The 16,935-nt window shown below is 67.3% G+C and carries 16 protein-coding genes and 1 pseudogene; 6 read left to right on the forward strand and 11 right to left on the reverse strand.

Going from position 1 to position 16,935, the window contains the following annotated elements; genetic code table 11:
- Positions 1 to 64: 64 nt before the first annotated feature.
- Together ACVWWW_RS13005 and ACVWWW_RS13010 are read left to right on the forward strand one after the other, a co-directional pair.
- Positions 65 to 2,588 (forward strand): annotated as a pseudogene (locus ACVWWW_RS13005) (penicillin-binding protein 1A).
- A gap of 116 nt (positions 2,589 to 2,704) precedes the next feature.
- Entirely contained in the window at positions 2,705 to 3,364 is a 660-nt protein-coding gene (locus ACVWWW_RS13010; protein ID WP_027082035.1) for a hypothetical protein, read from the forward strand.
- An 89-nt stretch (positions 3,365 to 3,453) separates the two neighbouring features.
- Here the strand turns inward: ACVWWW_RS13010 and ACVWWW_RS13015 are convergent, their stop codons facing one another.
- From ACVWWW_RS13015 to ACVWWW_RS13065, 11 genes are all read right to left on the reverse strand, one after another.
- A complete protein-coding gene (locus ACVWWW_RS13015) occupies positions 3,454 to 4,755 on the reverse strand; it encodes a citrate synthase (RefSeq protein WP_027082034.1) in 1,302 nt (433 codons plus the stop codon).
- A 244-nt stretch (positions 4,756 to 4,999) separates the two neighbouring features.
- Positions 5,000 to 5,245, reverse strand: a complete 246-nt coding sequence (locus ACVWWW_RS13020; protein WP_027082033.1) for a type B 50S ribosomal protein L31 — start codon at positions 5,243 to 5,245, stop codon at positions 5,000 to 5,002.
- A 93-nt stretch (positions 5,246 to 5,338) separates the two neighbouring features.
- Positions 5,339 to 6,271, reverse strand: coding sequence for a nucleoside hydrolase (locus ACVWWW_RS13025; RefSeq protein WP_027082032.1), 933 nt, complete (start codon positions 6,269 to 6,271; stop codon positions 5,339 to 5,341).
- Between the two features lie 30 nt (positions 6,272 to 6,301).
- Positions 6,302 to 8,407, reverse strand: coding sequence for an ATP-dependent DNA helicase RecG (gene recG, locus ACVWWW_RS13030; RefSeq protein WP_027082031.1), 2,106 nt, complete (start codon positions 8,405 to 8,407; stop codon positions 6,302 to 6,304).
- 3 nt (positions 8,408 to 8,410) lie between these two features.
- Complete coding sequence (locus ACVWWW_RS13035) at positions 8,411 to 8,791, reverse strand: RidA family protein (RefSeq protein WP_027082030.1); 381 nt, start codon at positions 8,789 to 8,791, stop codon at positions 8,411 to 8,413.
- A gap of 103 nt (positions 8,792 to 8,894) precedes the next feature.
- Entirely contained in the window at positions 8,895 to 9,098 is a 204-nt protein-coding gene (locus ACVWWW_RS13040; protein WP_027082029.1) for a hypothetical protein, read from the reverse strand.
- Between the two features lie 52 nt (positions 9,099 to 9,150).
- Positions 9,151 to 9,414 (reverse strand): hypothetical protein, encoded by a 264-nt coding sequence (locus ACVWWW_RS13045; protein ID WP_027082028.1) that lies wholly within the window; start codon positions 9,412 to 9,414, stop codon positions 9,151 to 9,153.
- Between the two features lies 1 nt (position 9,415).
- Positions 9,416 to 11,605 (reverse strand): RelA/SpoT family protein, encoded by a 2,190-nt coding sequence (locus ACVWWW_RS13050; protein WP_036141032.1) that lies wholly within the window; start codon positions 11,603 to 11,605, stop codon positions 9,416 to 9,418.
- 153 nt (positions 11,606 to 11,758) lie between these two features.
- Positions 11,759 to 12,055 (reverse strand): DNA-directed RNA polymerase subunit omega, encoded by a 297-nt coding sequence (gene rpoZ, locus ACVWWW_RS13055; protein ID WP_027082026.1) that lies wholly within the window; start codon positions 12,053 to 12,055, stop codon positions 11,759 to 11,761.
- Between the two features lie 122 nt (positions 12,056 to 12,177).
- The gene (gene gmk / locus ACVWWW_RS13060; RefSeq protein WP_027082025.1) at positions 12,178 to 12,801 is read right to left on the reverse strand and encodes a guanylate kinase; all 624 of its coding nucleotides are present in this window, start codon (positions 12,799 to 12,801) and stop codon (positions 12,178 to 12,180) included.
- A gap of 86 nt (positions 12,802 to 12,887) precedes the next feature.
- Positions 12,888 to 13,736, reverse strand: coding sequence for a YicC/YloC family endoribonuclease (locus ACVWWW_RS13065; protein WP_027082024.1), 849 nt, complete (start codon positions 13,734 to 13,736; stop codon positions 12,888 to 12,890).
- Between the two features lie 84 nt (positions 13,737 to 13,820).
- On the opposite strand from ACVWWW_RS13065, the gene rph reads away from it, so the two are divergent.
- Genes rph through hemW form a run of 4 tightly spaced genes read left to right on the forward strand, consistent with a single transcriptional unit; the run spans position 13,821 to position 16,876 of the window.
- Positions 13,821 to 14,558, forward strand: a complete 738-nt coding sequence (gene rph, locus ACVWWW_RS13070) for a ribonuclease PH (RefSeq protein ID WP_027082023.1) — start codon at positions 13,821 to 13,823, stop codon at positions 14,556 to 14,558.
- 40 nt (positions 14,559 to 14,598) lie between these two features.
- Complete coding sequence (gene rdgB / locus ACVWWW_RS13075; protein WP_027082022.1) at positions 14,599 to 15,198, forward strand: RdgB/HAM1 family non-canonical purine NTP pyrophosphatase; 600 nt, start codon at positions 14,599 to 14,601, stop codon at positions 15,196 to 15,198.
- Positions 15,195 to 15,698 (forward strand): hypothetical protein, encoded by a 504-nt coding sequence (locus ACVWWW_RS13080; protein ID WP_155914125.1) that lies wholly within the window; start codon positions 15,195 to 15,197, stop codon positions 15,696 to 15,698. The genes rdgB and ACVWWW_RS13080 overlap by 4 nt, the downstream gene beginning before the upstream one ends.
- Entirely contained in the window at positions 15,695 to 16,876 is a 1,182-nt protein-coding gene (gene hemW, locus ACVWWW_RS13085; RefSeq protein WP_027082020.1) for a radical SAM family heme chaperone HemW, read from the forward strand. Before ACVWWW_RS13080 ends, hemW begins: the two co-directional genes overlap by 4 nt.
- Positions 16,877 to 16,935: the final 59 nt, after the last annotated feature.

Genomic DNA, 16,935 nt, shown 5'->3' on the forward strand with positions numbered 1-16,935 from the left:
GACTTTGCCCCTCGGACCGTCCTCTATACTCACTCTTATCGAATTCTTTACGCGACCGTCCTCGATGCCCCGTTTCCGTCGTCTTCTCCGCTGGGCGCTGTTCGCGAGCGCCGGCCTGCTGGTCCTCGGCCTGATTGCGGCCGGTGCGCTCTACGCGGTCATCGCCCCCAAGCTCCCCGACGTCGAGACCCTCCGCGACGTCCAGCTCCAGGAACCCATGTACGTCTACGCCAAGGACGGCCGCTTGATGGCGCTGTTCGGCGAGACCCGTCGCTACCCGGTGGACATCGAGAAGGTCCCCGACCTCCAGAAGAAGGCGTTCATCGCCATCGAGGACTCGCGCTTCTACCAGCACCACGGCGTCGACTTCACCGGCGTCGCGCGCGCGGTTCTGGCTGTTGGCAACCACCAACGACAAGCGCGTTCCGGGCGGCTCGACCATCACCCAGCAGGTGGCGCGCCAGTTCTTCCTGAGCAACGAGTACAGCTACACGCGCAAGCTCGCCGAGATGATGCTGGCGATGCGCATGGAGCGCGAACTCAGCAAGGACGAGATCTTCGAGCTCTACCTCAACGTCAGCTTCTTCGGTAACCGCGCCTACGGCATCGCCGCTGCGGCCGAGTACTACTACGGCAAGCCGCTCGCGCAGCTTTCGCTCGACGAAATGGCTTCGCTCGCGGGCATTCCGAAGTTCCCGTCCAGCGCCAACCCGATCAGCAACCCCGAGCGCGCGAAGCTGCGCCGCGACTACATCCTCGATCGTATGGCGCAGCTGAAGTTCATCAGCGCGGCGCAGGCGGCCGAGTCGAAGGCCGTGCCGATGCACGCCACGCCGCACGAGCGCCCGGTCGAGGTGTATGCGCCGTACGTGTCGGAAATGGTCCGGCAGGAAATGCTCAACCGCTACGGCCCCGAGGCGCTGACCAAGGGCTACCACGTCTATACGACGATCGATCCGACGCTGCAGGTCGCGGCCGACGCCGCGGTGCGCGAAGGCCTGCATGTGTACGACGTACGCCACGGCTGGCGCGGTGCGGAACGTCATTTCGACCTGAGCGACGCCGACGATGCGCGCGCGGCCGGGCGTCGCCTCGTGCCGTATCCGGCGCAGGGCGAGCTGATTCCGGCAGTGGTGATGTCGGCGCGTGCGGGTGAGGCGGAAGTCGCGCTGGTCGACGGCCGCACGCTCACGATCGACGGCGCACATGCATGGCCGGGCATGAGCTTGGCGACGCTGCACCGCGGCGACATGGTGCGCGTGCATCGCATCGTGCCCGCCACCGACGCGAAGACGCCGCCTCCAGCTGACGGGGCGACGAGCTACCGCCTCGATCAGTTGCCGAAGGCGCAGGCCGCGCTGGTATCGATCGACGCCATGAACGGCGCGCTGCGTGCGCTTACCGGCGGCTACAGCTTCGCCGGCAACAAGTTCAACCGCGCCGTGCAGGCCAAGCGCCAGCCGGGTTCGAGCTTCAAGCCGTTCGTGTATTCGTCGGCGTTCGAACGCGGGTTCAACCCCGCCTCGATCGTTCTCGACGCGCCCGTCGTGTTCAAGGATCGCGTCGGCCATCTGTGGCGTCCGCAGAACGACACCGGCGACTTCGCGGGCCCGATGCGCCTTCGCGAAGCGATGGTGCAGTCGCGCAACCTGGTGTCGGTGCGACTGCTCGACGCGATCGGCGTCGACTACGCGCGCAAGTACATAAGCCACTTCGGCTTCGACGAAAAAGAACTGCCGCCGAACCTGTCGATGTCGCTCGGTACGGCGTCGCTGACGCCGCTGTCGGTCGCACGTGGCTACGCCGCGTTCTACAACGGCGGCTACCGCATCACGCCGTGGTTCATCGACACGGTGAAGGACCGCAACGGCGCGGTGATCTTCAAGGAAAAGCCGCTCGTGGGCTGCCACGGCTGCGCGGTCGTCGCCAACTCCACCGGCGGCGCGGTGCAGACGCAGACCGCTGTAGTCGACGGCTTTAACCTCGGCCCCGCACCTGCCGCAGGCGCGACCGACAGCAGCGCGAAGCCGGGCGCGAACGCGACCGCCGATGCGTCCAAGTCGAAGAAGATCGACATGACCGGCATGGCGCTCGCGCCGCGCGCGATCGACGAACGCATCGGCTACCAGATCGTCTCGATCCTGCGCGACGTCGTGCAGCGCGGCACCGGCACTGCAGCGAAGGTGCTCGGCCGTGAGGACGTCGGCGGCAAGACCGGTTCGACGAACGACCACCGCGACGCCTGGTTCTCCGGCTTCGGCGGCCCGTACATCACCACCGTCTGGGTGGGCCGCGACGACTTCAAGTCGCTGGGCTACCGCGAGTACGGCGGCAAGGCGGCACTGCCGATCTGGATCGACTACATGCGCGTCGCGCTCAAGGATCAGCCGATCCAGCCGAACGATCCACCGGACGGCATGGTCAAGGTCACCGTCGGTGCGGGCGGTCGATTGATTCCGGGCGGCACCGGCGGCATCACCGAATGGGTGAAGCAGGAAGACCTCGAGCGCATGCAGAGCGACATCGACTACGGCCCGTCGTCGCAGCAGCAGGACTCGGGTTCGGAAGAGTCGTTCGACATCTTCTGATCGGCTGAACGGATGTCGACGCCACCACACCGGGCGTCGACAACTGCGTGCTAGCGTGAAGGTGCCGGCGCGTGCCGGCGGCGGTTCATCGCCTCAGCCTGCCACGGAGCCTCGCCATGCGCCCTGCCCGTCAGCACGCCCACCTGCACGCGCAGTCGCGACTTCGCGAGCGTCGCGAACAACTCGCCGGCGAAGCGGCGCGATTGATGGCCGAAAGCGGCATCGCCGACTATCACCAGGCCAAGCTCAAGGCGGCCGAACGCCTCGGCATCCACGACGACGCATCGCTGCCGCGCAATACCGAAATCGAAGCCGCGCTGCGCCAGTATCAGCGTCTGTTCGGACGTGACAACGCGGGTGAACTGCGGCGACGTCGCGATGCCGCACTGGAAGCGCTTCGATTCTTCCGTGTGTTCGATCCGCGCCTAGTAGGCCCCGTGCTGGAAGGAACTGCCGACGCGCGATCGCCAGTGACGCTGCATCTTCATGTCGACGACCCGGACGCGGTGCACCGCTTCCTCGACGATCACCACGTCCCGGCGCAATCGCGCAGCCGTCGCGTGCGCCTCGACCGTCACCGCGACGAAGAATTTCCCGTCTGGGTGTTCAGCGCCGACGGCCTGCCCTTCGACCTCACGGTGCTGCCGCACGACGTGCTGCGTCAGGCGCCGCTCTCACCGGTGGACGAAAAGCCGATGCGCCGTGCGAACGTCGCGCTGTTGCAGCAGGTCATCGCCGAAACGGAAATCGACGATTTCGAGCGCGGACTTGGCTGACGACTGCGTTATCGAAAACACGGATGCCGGAAACGAAGAAGCCGCGGACATGCCGCGGCTTCCTTCGTGTGCAGCGTGATCGAGGCGAATCAGCGCTTAGACGCATCCACGTAGTCGCGCTGCACGGCGCCGGTGTAGATCTGGCGCGGACGACCGATCTTGTTCTCCGGATCTTCCTGCTGTTCCAGCCAGTGGCTGACCCAGCCCGCGGTGCGCGCGATCGCGAACATCACGGTGAACATCTCGACCGGAATGCCCAGCGCCTTGTAGATCAGCCCCGAGTAGAAGTCGACGTTCGGATACAGCTTGCGCTGTACGAAGTACTCGTCCTTCAGCGCGGCTTCTTCCAGCTTCAGCGCGACTTCGAGCAGCGGATCGTTGACGCCGAGTTCGCCGAGCACGTCGTGCGTCATCTTGCGCACCAGCGCCGCGCGCGGGTCGTAATTCTTGTAGACGCGATGGCCGAAGCCCATCAGGCGGAAGCCCGAGTTCTTGTCCTTCGCCTTCTCGACCGCGCTGCCCACGTTTTCCGGACGACCGATCTCGGCGAGCATCTTGAGCACTGCTTCGTTCGCACCGCCATGCGCCGGGCCCCACAGCGCCGCGACGCCGCCCGCGATGCACGCGTAGGGGTTCGCGCCGGTGGAACCGATCAGTCGCACGGTCGACGTCGACGCGTTCTGCTCGTGGTCGGCGTGCAGGATGAAGAGCAGGTCCAGCGCCTTCGCGGCGACCGGATTGAGTTCCAGCGGCTCGGCCGGCACTTCCTTCATCATGTGCAGGAAGCGCGTGGTGTAGTCGAGCGAATTCTTCGGGTAGCGAATCGGCCAGCCGATCGAATAACGATGGCAGGCGGCAGCGATCGTCGGCACCTTCGCGATCAGACGGATCGCCGCGAGGCGGCGCTGCGCCGGGTCCTCGAGATCGAGTTCGTTGTGATAGAAGCTCGCCATCGAGCCGAGCATGCCGACCAGCATCGCCATCGGATGCGCGTCGTGGCGGAAGCCGTAGAGGAACGTGCGGAAGGCCTCATGCATCATCGTGTGATGCGTGACCTCGTGCTCGAAGCTGTCGAACTCCTGCTTGTTCGGCAGTTCGCCGTTCATGAGCAGGTAGGCGACTTCGAGGAAGCTCGACTTCTCGGCCAGTTGCTCGATCGGGTAGCCGCGATAGAGCAGCACGCCGGCATCGCCGTCGATGTAGGTGATCGCCGACTTGCAACTCGCGGTCGCAGTGAAGCCGGGGTCGTACGTGAAGCAGCCGGTTTCCTTCGGCAGCTTGGCGATGTCGATGCACGGCGCGCCCAGGGTCGGGTGCTGCACGGGCAGGGTCACGGTGGCATCGCCGGCGGTCAGGGTGACCTGCTGCAGGCCGGATTTGGTGTCGGACACGGAGCGCTCCTGTGGGGCATGCGCGGTGTCGCCGCGCGAAGGAGAAAGGTCGTTAGCGGTCGCTTTGCAAGCCGCGGATTATCGCACATACGCCTGCGTCGGCTGGCTGTGCCGAATGTCCAATGGCAGACACCGGAGAAGGGCTGCGGGCGACGTGTGGACGCGCGTTGCGGCCGCCCAAACGCAAACGGCCGCCCTGAGGCGGCCGTCGTACGACATCGGTGCGGGCGAACCCGCGACCGAATTACTTCTGGGCGTAACGCTTGCGGAACTTGTCCACGCGACCGCTGGTGTCCACGATCTTGTGCTTGCCCGTATAGAACGGGTGCGAGGCCGAGGAGATATCGACTTTCACAAGCGGGTACTCGTTGCCGTCTTCCCACTTGATCGATTCCTTGGAGGGAATCGTCGAACGGGTCAGGAACGAGAAATCGGTGGTGACGTCCTGGAAGATGACGTCGCGGTACTCGGGATGGATGCCGGCTTTCATGGCATTCACCAATCTAGATTCGGGGAGCCCGGCAGTATACGGGCCGCCCCGGAGTCGTGCAAGCCATGTGATGGGCCGGGCGGCTGAACGTCGTCAGGCGCCCAGCGCTTCGCGCATGAGGCGCTCGAAACGCGTCTGGTCGTAGCGCATCAGGATGCGGCAGTTGTCGGTCGCCCCGCCCTCGCGGCGCCAGTCCACGATAGTCGCGCCGCGCGTGTGGCGGCCTTCGAGTTCAATCGCGACCGGGCGGTCCACCAACTCCCTCGCGCCGTCGGGTTCAAGCGCATACGCCATCGCCAGCGCATCGGCGGCGTGCCAGTGATCGCCGCGGCGGTCGCTGGACCACGTGCGGGTCTGCTTCGAGATCGAGTCGTAGAACCGCGCCTTCGGGTGGTCGGCCTTGAGCCAGCGCTCGACCTCGTCGTGCGCGAAGCCGTGGGCGACGGTCGCCTCCCAGTCGGCGAGGTCGATGTGCGGGAACGCGTCGAACACGATCTTCGCGGCTTCCGGGTCGAAGGCGATGTTGAACTCGGCCGCCGGCGTGATGTTGCCGTGCGCGGTGACCGCACCGCCCATCACAACGAAACGTCCGACGCGCGACGGCAGCGTCGGATCGAGCCTCAGCGCGAGCGCGATGTTGGTCAGTGGGCCAAGCGCGACGACCAGCAACCGTCCCGAATATTCGTGTGACAGGCGAAGGATCGCGAGCGCCGCGTGCTCGGCTTCGGCCTGTTTTGCGGCCTTCGTGTAACCGGTGTCGCCGAAGCCGTCGCGGCCGTGCACGTAGGCCGCGTCGCGCGCGGGATGCAGCAGCGGTGACGCGCAACCGGAAAACACCGGCACGTCGACGTTCGCGACTTCGCACAGCTTGAGCGCGTTGGCGACCGTGTGTTCGAGGCCGACATTGCCGGCGGCGATCGTCAGGCCGACGACGTCGTGGCGCGTGTCGTTGAAGGCCATCAGCAGGGCCAGCGCGTCGTCCACGCCGGGGTCGGTATCGATGAGGAGCGGGATGCGTTCGTTCATCGACCGATTATGCGCGAAGCGCGCGGGACGTCACGCCGACGCGTAGCGCACAGCCCCGCCGACCCAGCGTGCGACGACCCGCGCGGCGAGTTCCGGCGCGCGTTCGGCGATGCGTTCGCCGAGTTCGTGCACGCGCGGCAGCAGGTCGGCGTCACGCGTGAGATCTGCAACGCGGAATTCGGCTAGGCCGGTCTGTCGCGTACCGAGCAGTTCGCCGGGGCCGCGCAGTTCGAGATCGCGCTCGGCGATGACGAAGCCGTCGTTGGTTTCTCGCATCGTCGACAGCCGCTCGCGCGCCATCTGCGACAGCGGTGGCTGGTACAGCAGCACGCAGCTCGACGCCGCGCTGCCGCGCCCTACCCGCCCACGTAACTGGTGCAGCTGCGATAGGCCGAGACGCTCGGCGTTCTCGATGATCATCAGCGACGCGTTCGGCACGTCGACGCCGACTTCGATCACCGTCGTCGCAACCAGCAGATCGGTCTCACCATTCTTGAACGCGAGCATCGCGGCCTGCTTTTCCGCCGGGCGCATGCGGCCGTGCACGATGCCGAGGCGCAACTCGGGCAGCTGTGCGGTGAGCTCCTCGAACGTGGTCTGTGCGGCCTTGGCGACAACCTCATCGCTCTCGTCGATCAGCGTGCAGACCCAGTACGCCTGACGGCCTTCCGCGCATGCACGACGGATGCGTTCGACCAGTTCCGGGCGTCGATCCGATCCGAGCACGACGGTCGTGACAGGCGTACGACCGGGCGGCAGTTCGTCGATGGTGGAAACATCGAGATCCGCATATGCAGCCATCGCCAGCGTTCGCGGGATGGGCGTGGCCGTCATCACCAGCTGATGCGGCACGGTGCCGTGCGCGAGCGAGCCCTTGTCGACGAGTGCGAGTCGCTGGTGCACGCCGAAGCGGTGTTGTTCGTCGACGATCGCGAGCGCAAGGTCGTGGAACGCGACGCCTTCCTGCATCAGCGCATGCGTGCCGACGACGACCTGCGCTTCGCCCGATGCGACATCCGCCAGCACCTTAGCGCGCGCCTTGCCGGTGACCTTGCCGGCCAGCCATGTCACACGCAAGCCGAGCGGCTCCAGCCAGCCGCGCAGATTGGTCAGGTGCTGCTCGGCGAGAAGTTCCGTTGGCGCCATCAACGCGGCCTGCCTGCGACTGCCGACGGCGAGCAGCGCGGCCATCGCCGCGACGACGGTCTTGCCGGAACCGACATCGCCCTGCACGAGGCGCAACATCGGGACCGGTTCCGCAAGGTCGACCGCGACTTCGGCGAACACGCGCGACTGTGCATTGGTGAGCGCGAATGGCAATGCGTCGCGCAGGCGGCTGGCGAAGCGTGCGTCGGAGAGTGCGGGCGCGCGATGTGCACGGTGAGCACGCCGCTGGCCTCGCAGGCTCAGGTGATGCGCGAGCAGTTCTTCCAGCGCGAGTCGACGCTGCGCAGGATGCCGGCCCGATAGCAGCGCGGCGATGTCGTCGTCAGCGGACGGTCGATGCACGGTCACCAGCGCCTGCCGCAGCGACGGAAACCCGAGATCCGCCCACCACGACGTCGGCAACAGTTCGAGCGCATCGTCCGACGGCAGACGTTCGATCGCGAGCCCGATCAGGCGACGCAACGTCGCCGGCGCGACGCCTTCGATCTGCGGATACACGGGATCCAGCGCGCTGCCGAGCACTTCGTCCGGTTCGACCACGCGATAGCTGGGATGCACGATCTCCAGCCCCTGCGGACCGAGCCTCGGCGTGCCGTAGCACCGCAGCCGCGTACCGGGCTGGAACTGCGCGACCTGCGCGGCGCGGAAGTGGAAGAACCGCAACACCAGCGTTGCATGCGATTCATCGGAGATCGCGACGCGCAACATCGGTCGATAACGGAAGCCCTTCTCCACCGCTTCGACCACGCCTTCGACCTGCGCTGCGGCACCGGCCTGCAGGTCGCGGATCGGCACGATCTTCGTGCGGTCCTCGTAGCCGCGCGGCAGTTGCAGCCAGAGGTCCTGCAGCGTGGCGAGACCGCGCGACGCGAGCTTTTCCGCAAGCGCGGGACCGCAGCCACGCAGCGACGTCAGCGGCGCATCGCCGGCCGGCGCGAGGGCTGGCGTCGGTCGCGCCGCGCGGGGCATCGATCAGCCGAGGACGAGGATCGCGTCGACCTCGAAGTGCGCGCCCTTCGGAAGGCCCGACACCTGGATCGTGGAGCGCGCCGGATACGGCGCCTGGAAGTAGTCGGCCATCACCGCGTTCACCGCGGCGAAGTCGCCGAGATCGGTGAGGTAGAGCCCGAGCCGCACCACGCCATCGAGCGAACCGCCCGCGGCCTCGCAGACCGCCCGCAGGTTGTCGAACGCGCGGCGCGCCTGCGTCGCGATGTCGCCTGTGACGAGCTCGCCGGTAGCAGGATCGAGCGGGATCTGGCCGGACAGGAACACGGTGTCGCCGGCGCGCACGGCCTGCGAGTACGGGCCGATGGCGGCGGGGGCACGGTCGGTATGGATCGGCTGGCGCATGGCGATGAGGTCCGGGGAACGTGCGCCGAATGGTACGCGGTGGCGCGGCGTCGATTGTCGTCGGCGGCGTCGCACTGCACGCGACGGCGCCGGGTTCGTCGCGCTAGACGCGCACCACCCATGGAATCACCGCGAGCACCGCACCGACCAGCGTGAGCACAAGCGCGCTCGAAATGAAGTACGGCACGACCATCAGCGCGATGCCGCATATCAGCGGAATGCCGGCGCGCTGTTTGCGTCCGTACATCGCATAGCCGACACCGATGGAGCTCAGCAGCACGCCCAGCAGGAGGATCGATGTGCTCATCGTTCGCCGTTTCGCAGCCGGCTGTGTCGATGCGTCGAACGTCGCGCGGCGCTCATGTGCCCTGGGTCCGCACGGCATCCATCAGTGCGACGAATGCTGGCGACACCGACGCCCATGCCGCACGGTCGTCGCCGAACAGGCGCGCGAGCAGCTTCAACGACGCGATCGCGGTTTCGGGCGGCAATTGCGCGGCCTGCATCAGGCGATCCGCCAGTTGCTCCAGCTCATCTGTTTCCAGGCCGATAAGCGACGCACTCGTCGCCCGTTGCCGCACTTCGAGCGCGGCGGCGGCCAGCAGTTGCGGAATGCTCGACACGTCAGATGCGCTGCACGCCAAGCGCGACGGTGAGCTTGCGCACCTTGCGCATCACATCGGCCAGATGCTTCCGGTCCGTCACTTCGATGCCAAAGCGCAGCACCGCGACATTCGCATCGCGCTCGATGTATTCGACACGGTCGATGTTCGCCTTCGCATCGGCGATCGCCGCGGCGATCTGCGCGAGTGCGCCGGGACGATTGTCGACCTCGATCTTGAGCGCGGCATGGAAATCGCCGCGCACTTCGCGATCCCAGCCGATCGGCACCCAGCGATCGGGCGACTTCCGGTATTCGGCAACGTTCGGGCAGTCCAGTCGATGCACGACGATGCCGCGCCCGGCCGTGTGATAGCCCATGATTTCGTCGCCCGGCACCGGAAGGCAGCAACTCGCGAACGAGATGACCCCCTTCTCGTGACCGGTGATGAGGATGCGGTCCTGCACGCCGTCGATGAGGTCTTCGGCGCGCGGCTTCAGGTTCGCGCCGCGTTCGCGCACGAGCGCTAAGGCGACCTGCGACGGCATGCGGTTGCCGAGTGCGATGTCCGCCAGCAACGCTTCCAGTCGCGGATAGCGGTTCTCCGCGAGGTAGGCCTCCAGCCTGACGGGTGGCACGCGTTCGAGCGATGTCTCGAGCGATTCGAGCGCGCGATCGAGCATGCGATGGCCGATCTGCACCGCGTCCTCGTGCTCGAGCTGCTTCAGCTGCTGGCGGATCGCGGTGCGCGCCTTGCCGGTGACCACGAACTCCAACCACTGCGGCTTCGGCGTCGCCGAGCGCGCGGTGATGATGTCGATGCGCTGGCCGCTGGCGAGCTTGGTGCGCAGTGGAACGAGCTTGCCATCGACGCGTGCGGCAACGGCCGTCTTGCCGATATCGGTGTGCACGGCGAACGCGAAGTCGAGTGCGGTGGAATTGCGCGGCAGCGAGAGGATGTCGCCCTTCGGCGTGAACACGTAGACCTCGTCCGGGAACAGGTCGACCTTGACGTTCTCGAGGAACTCGAGCGACGAGCCGGCGGATCGCTGGCTTTCAACAAGGTTCGTGATCCAGTGATGTGCACGGTTCTGCGCGCTGTTGTAGCCGTCGCCGCCGAACTTGTACGACCAGTGCGCCGCGATGCCGCGCTCGGCGACGAGGTCCATTTCCTCGGTGCGGATCTGCACTTCGACCGGTGAGCCGTACGGCCCGAACAGCACCGTGTGCAGCGACTGGTAACCGTTCGCCTTGGGAATCGCGATGAAGTCACGGAAGCGCGAATCCAGCGGCTTGTACACGCTGTGCGACACACCGAGCGCGCGATAGCAGTCGCCGACGTTGCGCACCACGACGCGGAAGCCGAAGACGTCCATCACCTGCCGGAAGCTCTTATGTTCCGTGCGCATCTTGGTGTAGATGCTCCACGGCGACTTCACCCGGCTCACGAGGCGGTGGATGACTTTGTCTTTCGCCAACTTCTGCGCGAGATTCGCTTCAATCTGCGCGAGCAGTTCGCGGCGCATCACCGGCTGCGTGCGTATGCGCTTGGCGATGACCGCATGCCGCCACGGATGCAACGCGCGGAAGCCATGATCCTGCAGCTCGGCCTTGAACAGGTTCATGCCCAGGCGCTGCGCGATCGGCGCGTAGATCTCGATCGTCTCGCGGGCGATGCGCTTGCTCGACTCCGGGCTCTGCGCACCGAGCGTGCGCATGTTGTGCAGGCGGTCGGCGAGCTTGATCAGGATGACGCGCAGATCGCGCGACATCGCCAGCAGCATCTTGCGGAAGCTCTCGGCCGCCGCTTCCTGCCGGTCGCGGAACTGCAGCTTGTCGAGCTTGGTGACACCGTCTACCAGCTCGGCGACCGTCGGCCCGAACTCGCTGGTGAGCTGCTCGTGGCTCAGCTCGGTGTCTTCCAGCGTGTCGTGCAGGATCGCCGCGATCAGCGTTTCGGCGTCCAGCCCCTGCTCGGCCAGCACCTTGGCAACGGCGACCGGATGGGTGATGTAGGGCTCGCCCGACTTGCGGGTCTGGCCCGCATGGGCGGCCGCGCCGAGGCGCCATGCCTTGCGGAGCAGCGCGCGCTGGTCGTCGCCCAGGTAAGACGCCGCCTTCTCGAGTTCGAGAACGTACTCCGGCGCCTCGTCGGTGGACACCGGCGGAGGCGCGACGGGCTTCGGGCTGGCGACGCGATCGAACGAACTCATTACGACCGACTATACGTCCGCGTCCCGACCACGCAACGTTTTAAGCGGCTGCATTCGGCCGCCGGTTCACCGCGAGCAACGAAGCGTGACGAACCTCAGAAACGACAAGCCCCGCCGGAGCGGGGCCTGTTCGCAGCGGGACGATCGCGAGGATCAGTCGTCGCCCTTCGAGAGGTCGTCGTCGGCGACGACTTCCGCCGCGGCCCACTCCAGCGCCTCGCGCTCCTTGCGCTCGCGCTCGGCCTTCTCGACCGCGTCGATGTATTCGTTGTCGATGCGGCGCGCGGCGATCTCGCGCAGCGCCAGCACCGTCGGCTTGTCGTTGGCTTCGTTCTCGAGCTGGGCGTCGACGCCGGCGGCGAGCTGACGGGCGCGCTTGGACGCCATCATGACGAGCTCGAAGCGGTTGTCGACGACCTGCAGGCAGTCTTCTACGGTGATGCGGGCCATGCGGGCTCCCGGCGGCCGGACGGCGCGCCACGTGATTCGAAAGGGGCTGGCAGTGTAGGGCCGCCCCGGCATCGAGGCAAGCCTTTCCTTTGGAATCAGTCAGTTAGACCGCAACCGACCGCTTACGACGGGTCGTCGACCAGCAACGCCGTGATGAGCCGCGAGTGCCGCGCGACCTGCGGGTCGCGGCGCAGGCGGCTGGCGGTGAAGATCGCGCACATCTCGGACACCGCGGTCTGGAAGTCTTCGTTGACCACCAGGTAGTCGAACTCGCCGTAGTGGCTCATCTCGTCGCGGGCGGCGGCCAGGCGCTGCGCGATCACGTCCTCGCTGTCCTGCCCGCGCTTGCGCATGCGCTCGTCGAGCGCCGCACGCGACGGCGGTAGGATGAATACGCTGATTGCGTCCGGCACCTTGGCGCGAACCTGGCGGGCGCCCTGCCAGTCGATCTCCAGCAGCACGTCGCGGCCGGAATTCAACTGCGGCTCGACCGACTGCCGCGCCGTGCCCTTCCAGTCGCCGTGTACGCGGGCGTGCTCGAAGAAGTCGCCGGCGGCGACCATGGCCTGGAAGTCGTCCGCGGTGACGAAGTGGTAGTGCTCGGCGTGCCGCTCACCCGGGCGCGGCGCGCGCGAGGTGAACGAGATCGACAGCGAGATATTCGGATCGCGGGCGAGCACCGCGTTGACGATGCTCGATTTGCCCGCGCCCGAGGGCGCCGCGACGATGAAGAGGGTTCCGCGCATGGGCCGTTCGGGTCTGCGGGTGTCGGCGGGGCCGGGCTGCCGAATCCTAACCGCTCCGGCGGCGCGGCGTTCCGGCCGGGCGGCCGTCACTCGATGTTCTGGACCTGCTCGCGGATCTGGTCGATCAGCACCTTGAGGTCGATCGCCGCCGACGAGGTGCGGCTGTCGACCGACTTGCTGCCCAGCGTATTCGCCTCGCGGTTGAACTCCTGCAGCAGGAAGTCGAGGCGACGACCGACCGCCTCGCGCAGCTTGAGCACGCGCCGTGCTTCGGCGAGATGCGCGTCCAAACGATCGAGCTCTTCGTCGACGTCGAGCTTCTGCAGCGCGAGAACGAGTTCCTGCTCGATGCGGCCGGGGTCGACCGGCGTCGGCAGGTCGGCCAAGCGCGTCTCCAGTCGCGTGCGCTGGCCTTCGCGGATCGCCGGGATGCATTCGCGCACCACGTCGCGGATCGCGGAGATGCCGTCGAGCCGTTCGGTGATCGCCTGCGCGAGCTTGGAGCCTTCGCGTTCGCGCGAGGCGACGAACTCCTCGAGCACGCGATCGAGCAGCGCCAGCGCGTCGGCATGCAGCGCGGCGGGATCGATGCCCTCGCCTTTCACGACGCCGGGGATCTGCAGCAGCTGGGAGAAATCGGTGCGCAGGCCGGGGAAGTCGGTTTCGAGTTCGCGCGACAGGCGGGCGAGCTCGGCGAGGCGTTCGCGATTGACCTGCAGCGCGCCGCCGCCGTCGGCCGCACGCAGGCGGAAGCTGACGTCCACCTTGCCGCGGCTGATGCGCGCGCCGATGCGCTCACGAAGGGCGGGTTCGAGCGCACGCAGCTCGTCGGGCAGGCGCGTGGCGATCTCGAGGAAGCGGTGGTTCACCGAGCGCAGTTCGCAGGCGAGCGTGCCCCACGGCGTGATGGATTCGCCGCTCGCGAAGGCGGTCATGCTGCGGATGGACATGCGGTTCGCTGCCGGTGCTGCGGGGCGTGGATGGTACGCTCACGCGCCGTCGCCCGGATATCGCCGCCCATGAGCGCGACCGCCAGTTTCGCCCGTCCCTCCGGGCGCGCGCCCGATGCATTACGCCCCGTGCGCATCACCCGCGGCTTCACCAAACATGCCGAAGGCTCGGTGCTGATCGAGTTCGGCGAGACGCGCGTGCTCTGCACGGCGACCGTCGAATCCAAGGTGCCCGGCTTCCTGCGCGGCAAGGGCGAAGGCTGGGTCACGGCCGAGTACGGAATGCTTCCGCGCTCGACCAATACCCGTAACGACCGCGAAGCCTCGCGCGGCAAGCAGGGCGGACGCACGCTCGAAATCCAGCGCCTGATCGGCCGTTCGCTGCGCGCCTGCGTCGACCGTCGCGCGCTCGGCGAACGCACGATCACGCTCGACTGCGATGTATTGCAGGCCGACGGCGGCACGCGCACCGCGGCGATCACTGGCGCGTACGTCGCGCTGGTCGATGCGGCGCAATGGCTGCTCGGTCGCGGCGAGATCAAGCGCGACTTCGTGCTGGGCGCGGTGGCGGCGGTGTCGGTCGGCGTGTATCGCGGCGTGCCGGTGCTCGATCTCGACTACGCCGAAGACAGCGACTGCGACACCGACATGAACGTCGTCATGAACGACGGCGGCGGTTTCATCGAGCTGCAGGGCACGGCCGAGGGCCATGCGTTCCGGCGCGAGGAATTGAATGCGCTGACCGATCTGGCCGAACGCGGAATCGCGCAGCTCGTCGCATTCCAGCGCGAGGCGCTGGGTCGCTGATCCACCCGGCGTACACCCGCCGGGCGTCAGGATGACGCGCATGAAAGTCGTGGTCGCCAGTGGCAACCCGGGCAAGCTTGCCGAGTTCGAGCGCCTGCTCGCGCCGCTGGGTTTCGATTGCATCGCGCAGGGCGAGCTCGGCGTCGAGGACGTCGAAGAGACCGGCCTGACGTTCGTCGAAAACGCGCTGCTCAAGGCGCGCAATGCGGCGCGCGTCACCGGCCTTCCCGCGCTGGCGGACGACTCGGGCCTTTGCGTCGACGTGCTCGGCGGTGCGCCCGGACTGTATTCCGCGCGCTATGCCGGCGAGCCGGCGAACCCGGCCGCGAACATCGACAAGCTGCTCGGTGAGTTGCGCGGACGCGGCGACGCGGAACGCGGCGCGTATTTCCATGCAGCCATCGTGCTGCTGCGACACGCGACCGATCCACGACCGGTGGTCGCCGAAGGCAGCTGGCACGGGCGCATTCTCGATGCACCGCGCGGCGCCGGCGGATTCGGCTACGACCCGGTGTTCCTCGACGTCGAGCGCGGCGTGTCCGCGGCCGAGCTTGATGCGGACACCAAGGCGCGCATCAGCCACCGCGGACGCGCCGTCGATGTATTGCGGTCGCGACTCGCGGAGTGGAGGTCGACATGAGCATGCTTCGGGAAGACCTCGATGTCGGTTGGCAGTCGCGCATCGCCGTGGCCGTGTCGGCAGGCGTGGCGACGGTTGTCGCGTCGATCGTGGCGGGCGTCGTGCTGGGGCCGATGGTCGCGGTCGTCGTCGTGCTGGCGATGACCCTGGCCGTGATGTCGCGCGTGCAGTGGGCGGCAGTCGACGGCCCCGCTCTGCAGTTACGCGATGCCACCACCGGTTATGCGTACCGGCTCCTGCCGGCGCGACAGGTCGCGTGTCTGCGCTATCGGCGCACGCGGCTGCCGTGGTGCCGGCTTCGCGTCGAGGCCGATCGCTTCGGCGTGGTGCTGGTGCTGAGCGCACCGTCGTCGTCGCATGCGACCGCGCGCGCGATCACGATGTGGCTGATCGTGCACGGCCGTCGTCGCACGCGCATTGACGCGCCGTTGCTCGACGCGCTGGCCGGCATGCCCGAACATGGGCCCGCCCGCCAGCCGCACGACGCCTCACCCGCATGAGCCTCACCACCCCGCCGCTCTCGCTCTACGTGCATGTGCCGTGGTGTGTGAAGAAGTGCCCGTACTGCGATTTCAATTCACACCAGGGCCGCGGCGAGCTTCCGCTGACGCAGTACGTCGATGCGTTGATCGCCGACCTCGACTTCGATCTTCCGCTGGTCTGGGGCCGGACCATCCGTACCGTGTTCTTCGGCGGCGGCACGCCGAGCCTGATGCCGGCCGATCTCATTGACCGCTTCCTGCAGGCGGCGAGTTCGCGCCTGCGCTTCGCGCCGGACTGCGAGATCACGCTCGAGACCAACCCCGGCACATCGGAGTTCGGCAAGCTCGCCGATTACCGCGCCGCCGGCGTCAATCGCCTGAGCTTCGGCGTGCAGAGCTTCGACGACGGCTGTCTTGAACGCCTCGGTCGCATCCACGATTCCGCGCAGGCGGCGAACGCGATCCGCCAGGCGCAGGACGCAGGCTTCGACGAGCTCAATCTCGACCTGATGTACGCGTTGCCCGGCCAGAGCCTCGCGATGGCGGAGCGCGACGTCGAACGCGCGATCGAACTCGCGCCGACGCATATCTCGCACTACCAGCTCACGCTCGAGCCCAACACGGTCTTCGCCGCGCGCCCGCCGAAGAACATCCCCGACGACGATCTCGCCTGGGACATGCAGGAGCATTGCCAGGCGCTGCTCGCGCGGGCCGGCTACGAGCACTACGAGACGAGCGCCTACGCCCGGCCGGGCCACCGATCCGCGCACAACCTCAACTATTGGCGATTCGGCGACTACCTCGGCATCGGCGCCGGCGCGCACGGCAAGATCACGATGGGCGCCGAGCAGACGATCCTGCGTCGCTGGAAGCACAAGCACCCGACCAAGTATCTCGAGACGGCCGGCACGGGCGCGGCGATCGGCGGCGACGAGCGCATCGAGCCGGCGCGTCGGCCCTTCGAATTCATGCTCAATGCGCTGCGCCTGCACGAAGGCTTCGCGTGGTCGCAGTTCGAATCGCGCACCGGCCTGCCTCGGGACGCGATCGACGGCCCCATCGCGGAAGCCCTTGAACGGGGCTGGCTGGCGCAGGACGCGGAGCGCGTATGGCCCACCGAGGTGGGCCGGCGGTTCACCAACGACGTGCTGGAATTATTCCTCGATGCGCCAGTCGAAGCTGACATCGGCGCTTGACCGTGTTTAGATCGTCTCAGTTGGCGGGGAGAACAAGGTGTCTGTCCCATTTCCACCCC

Source organism: Lysobacter sp. HA18 (assembly GCF_054057595.1).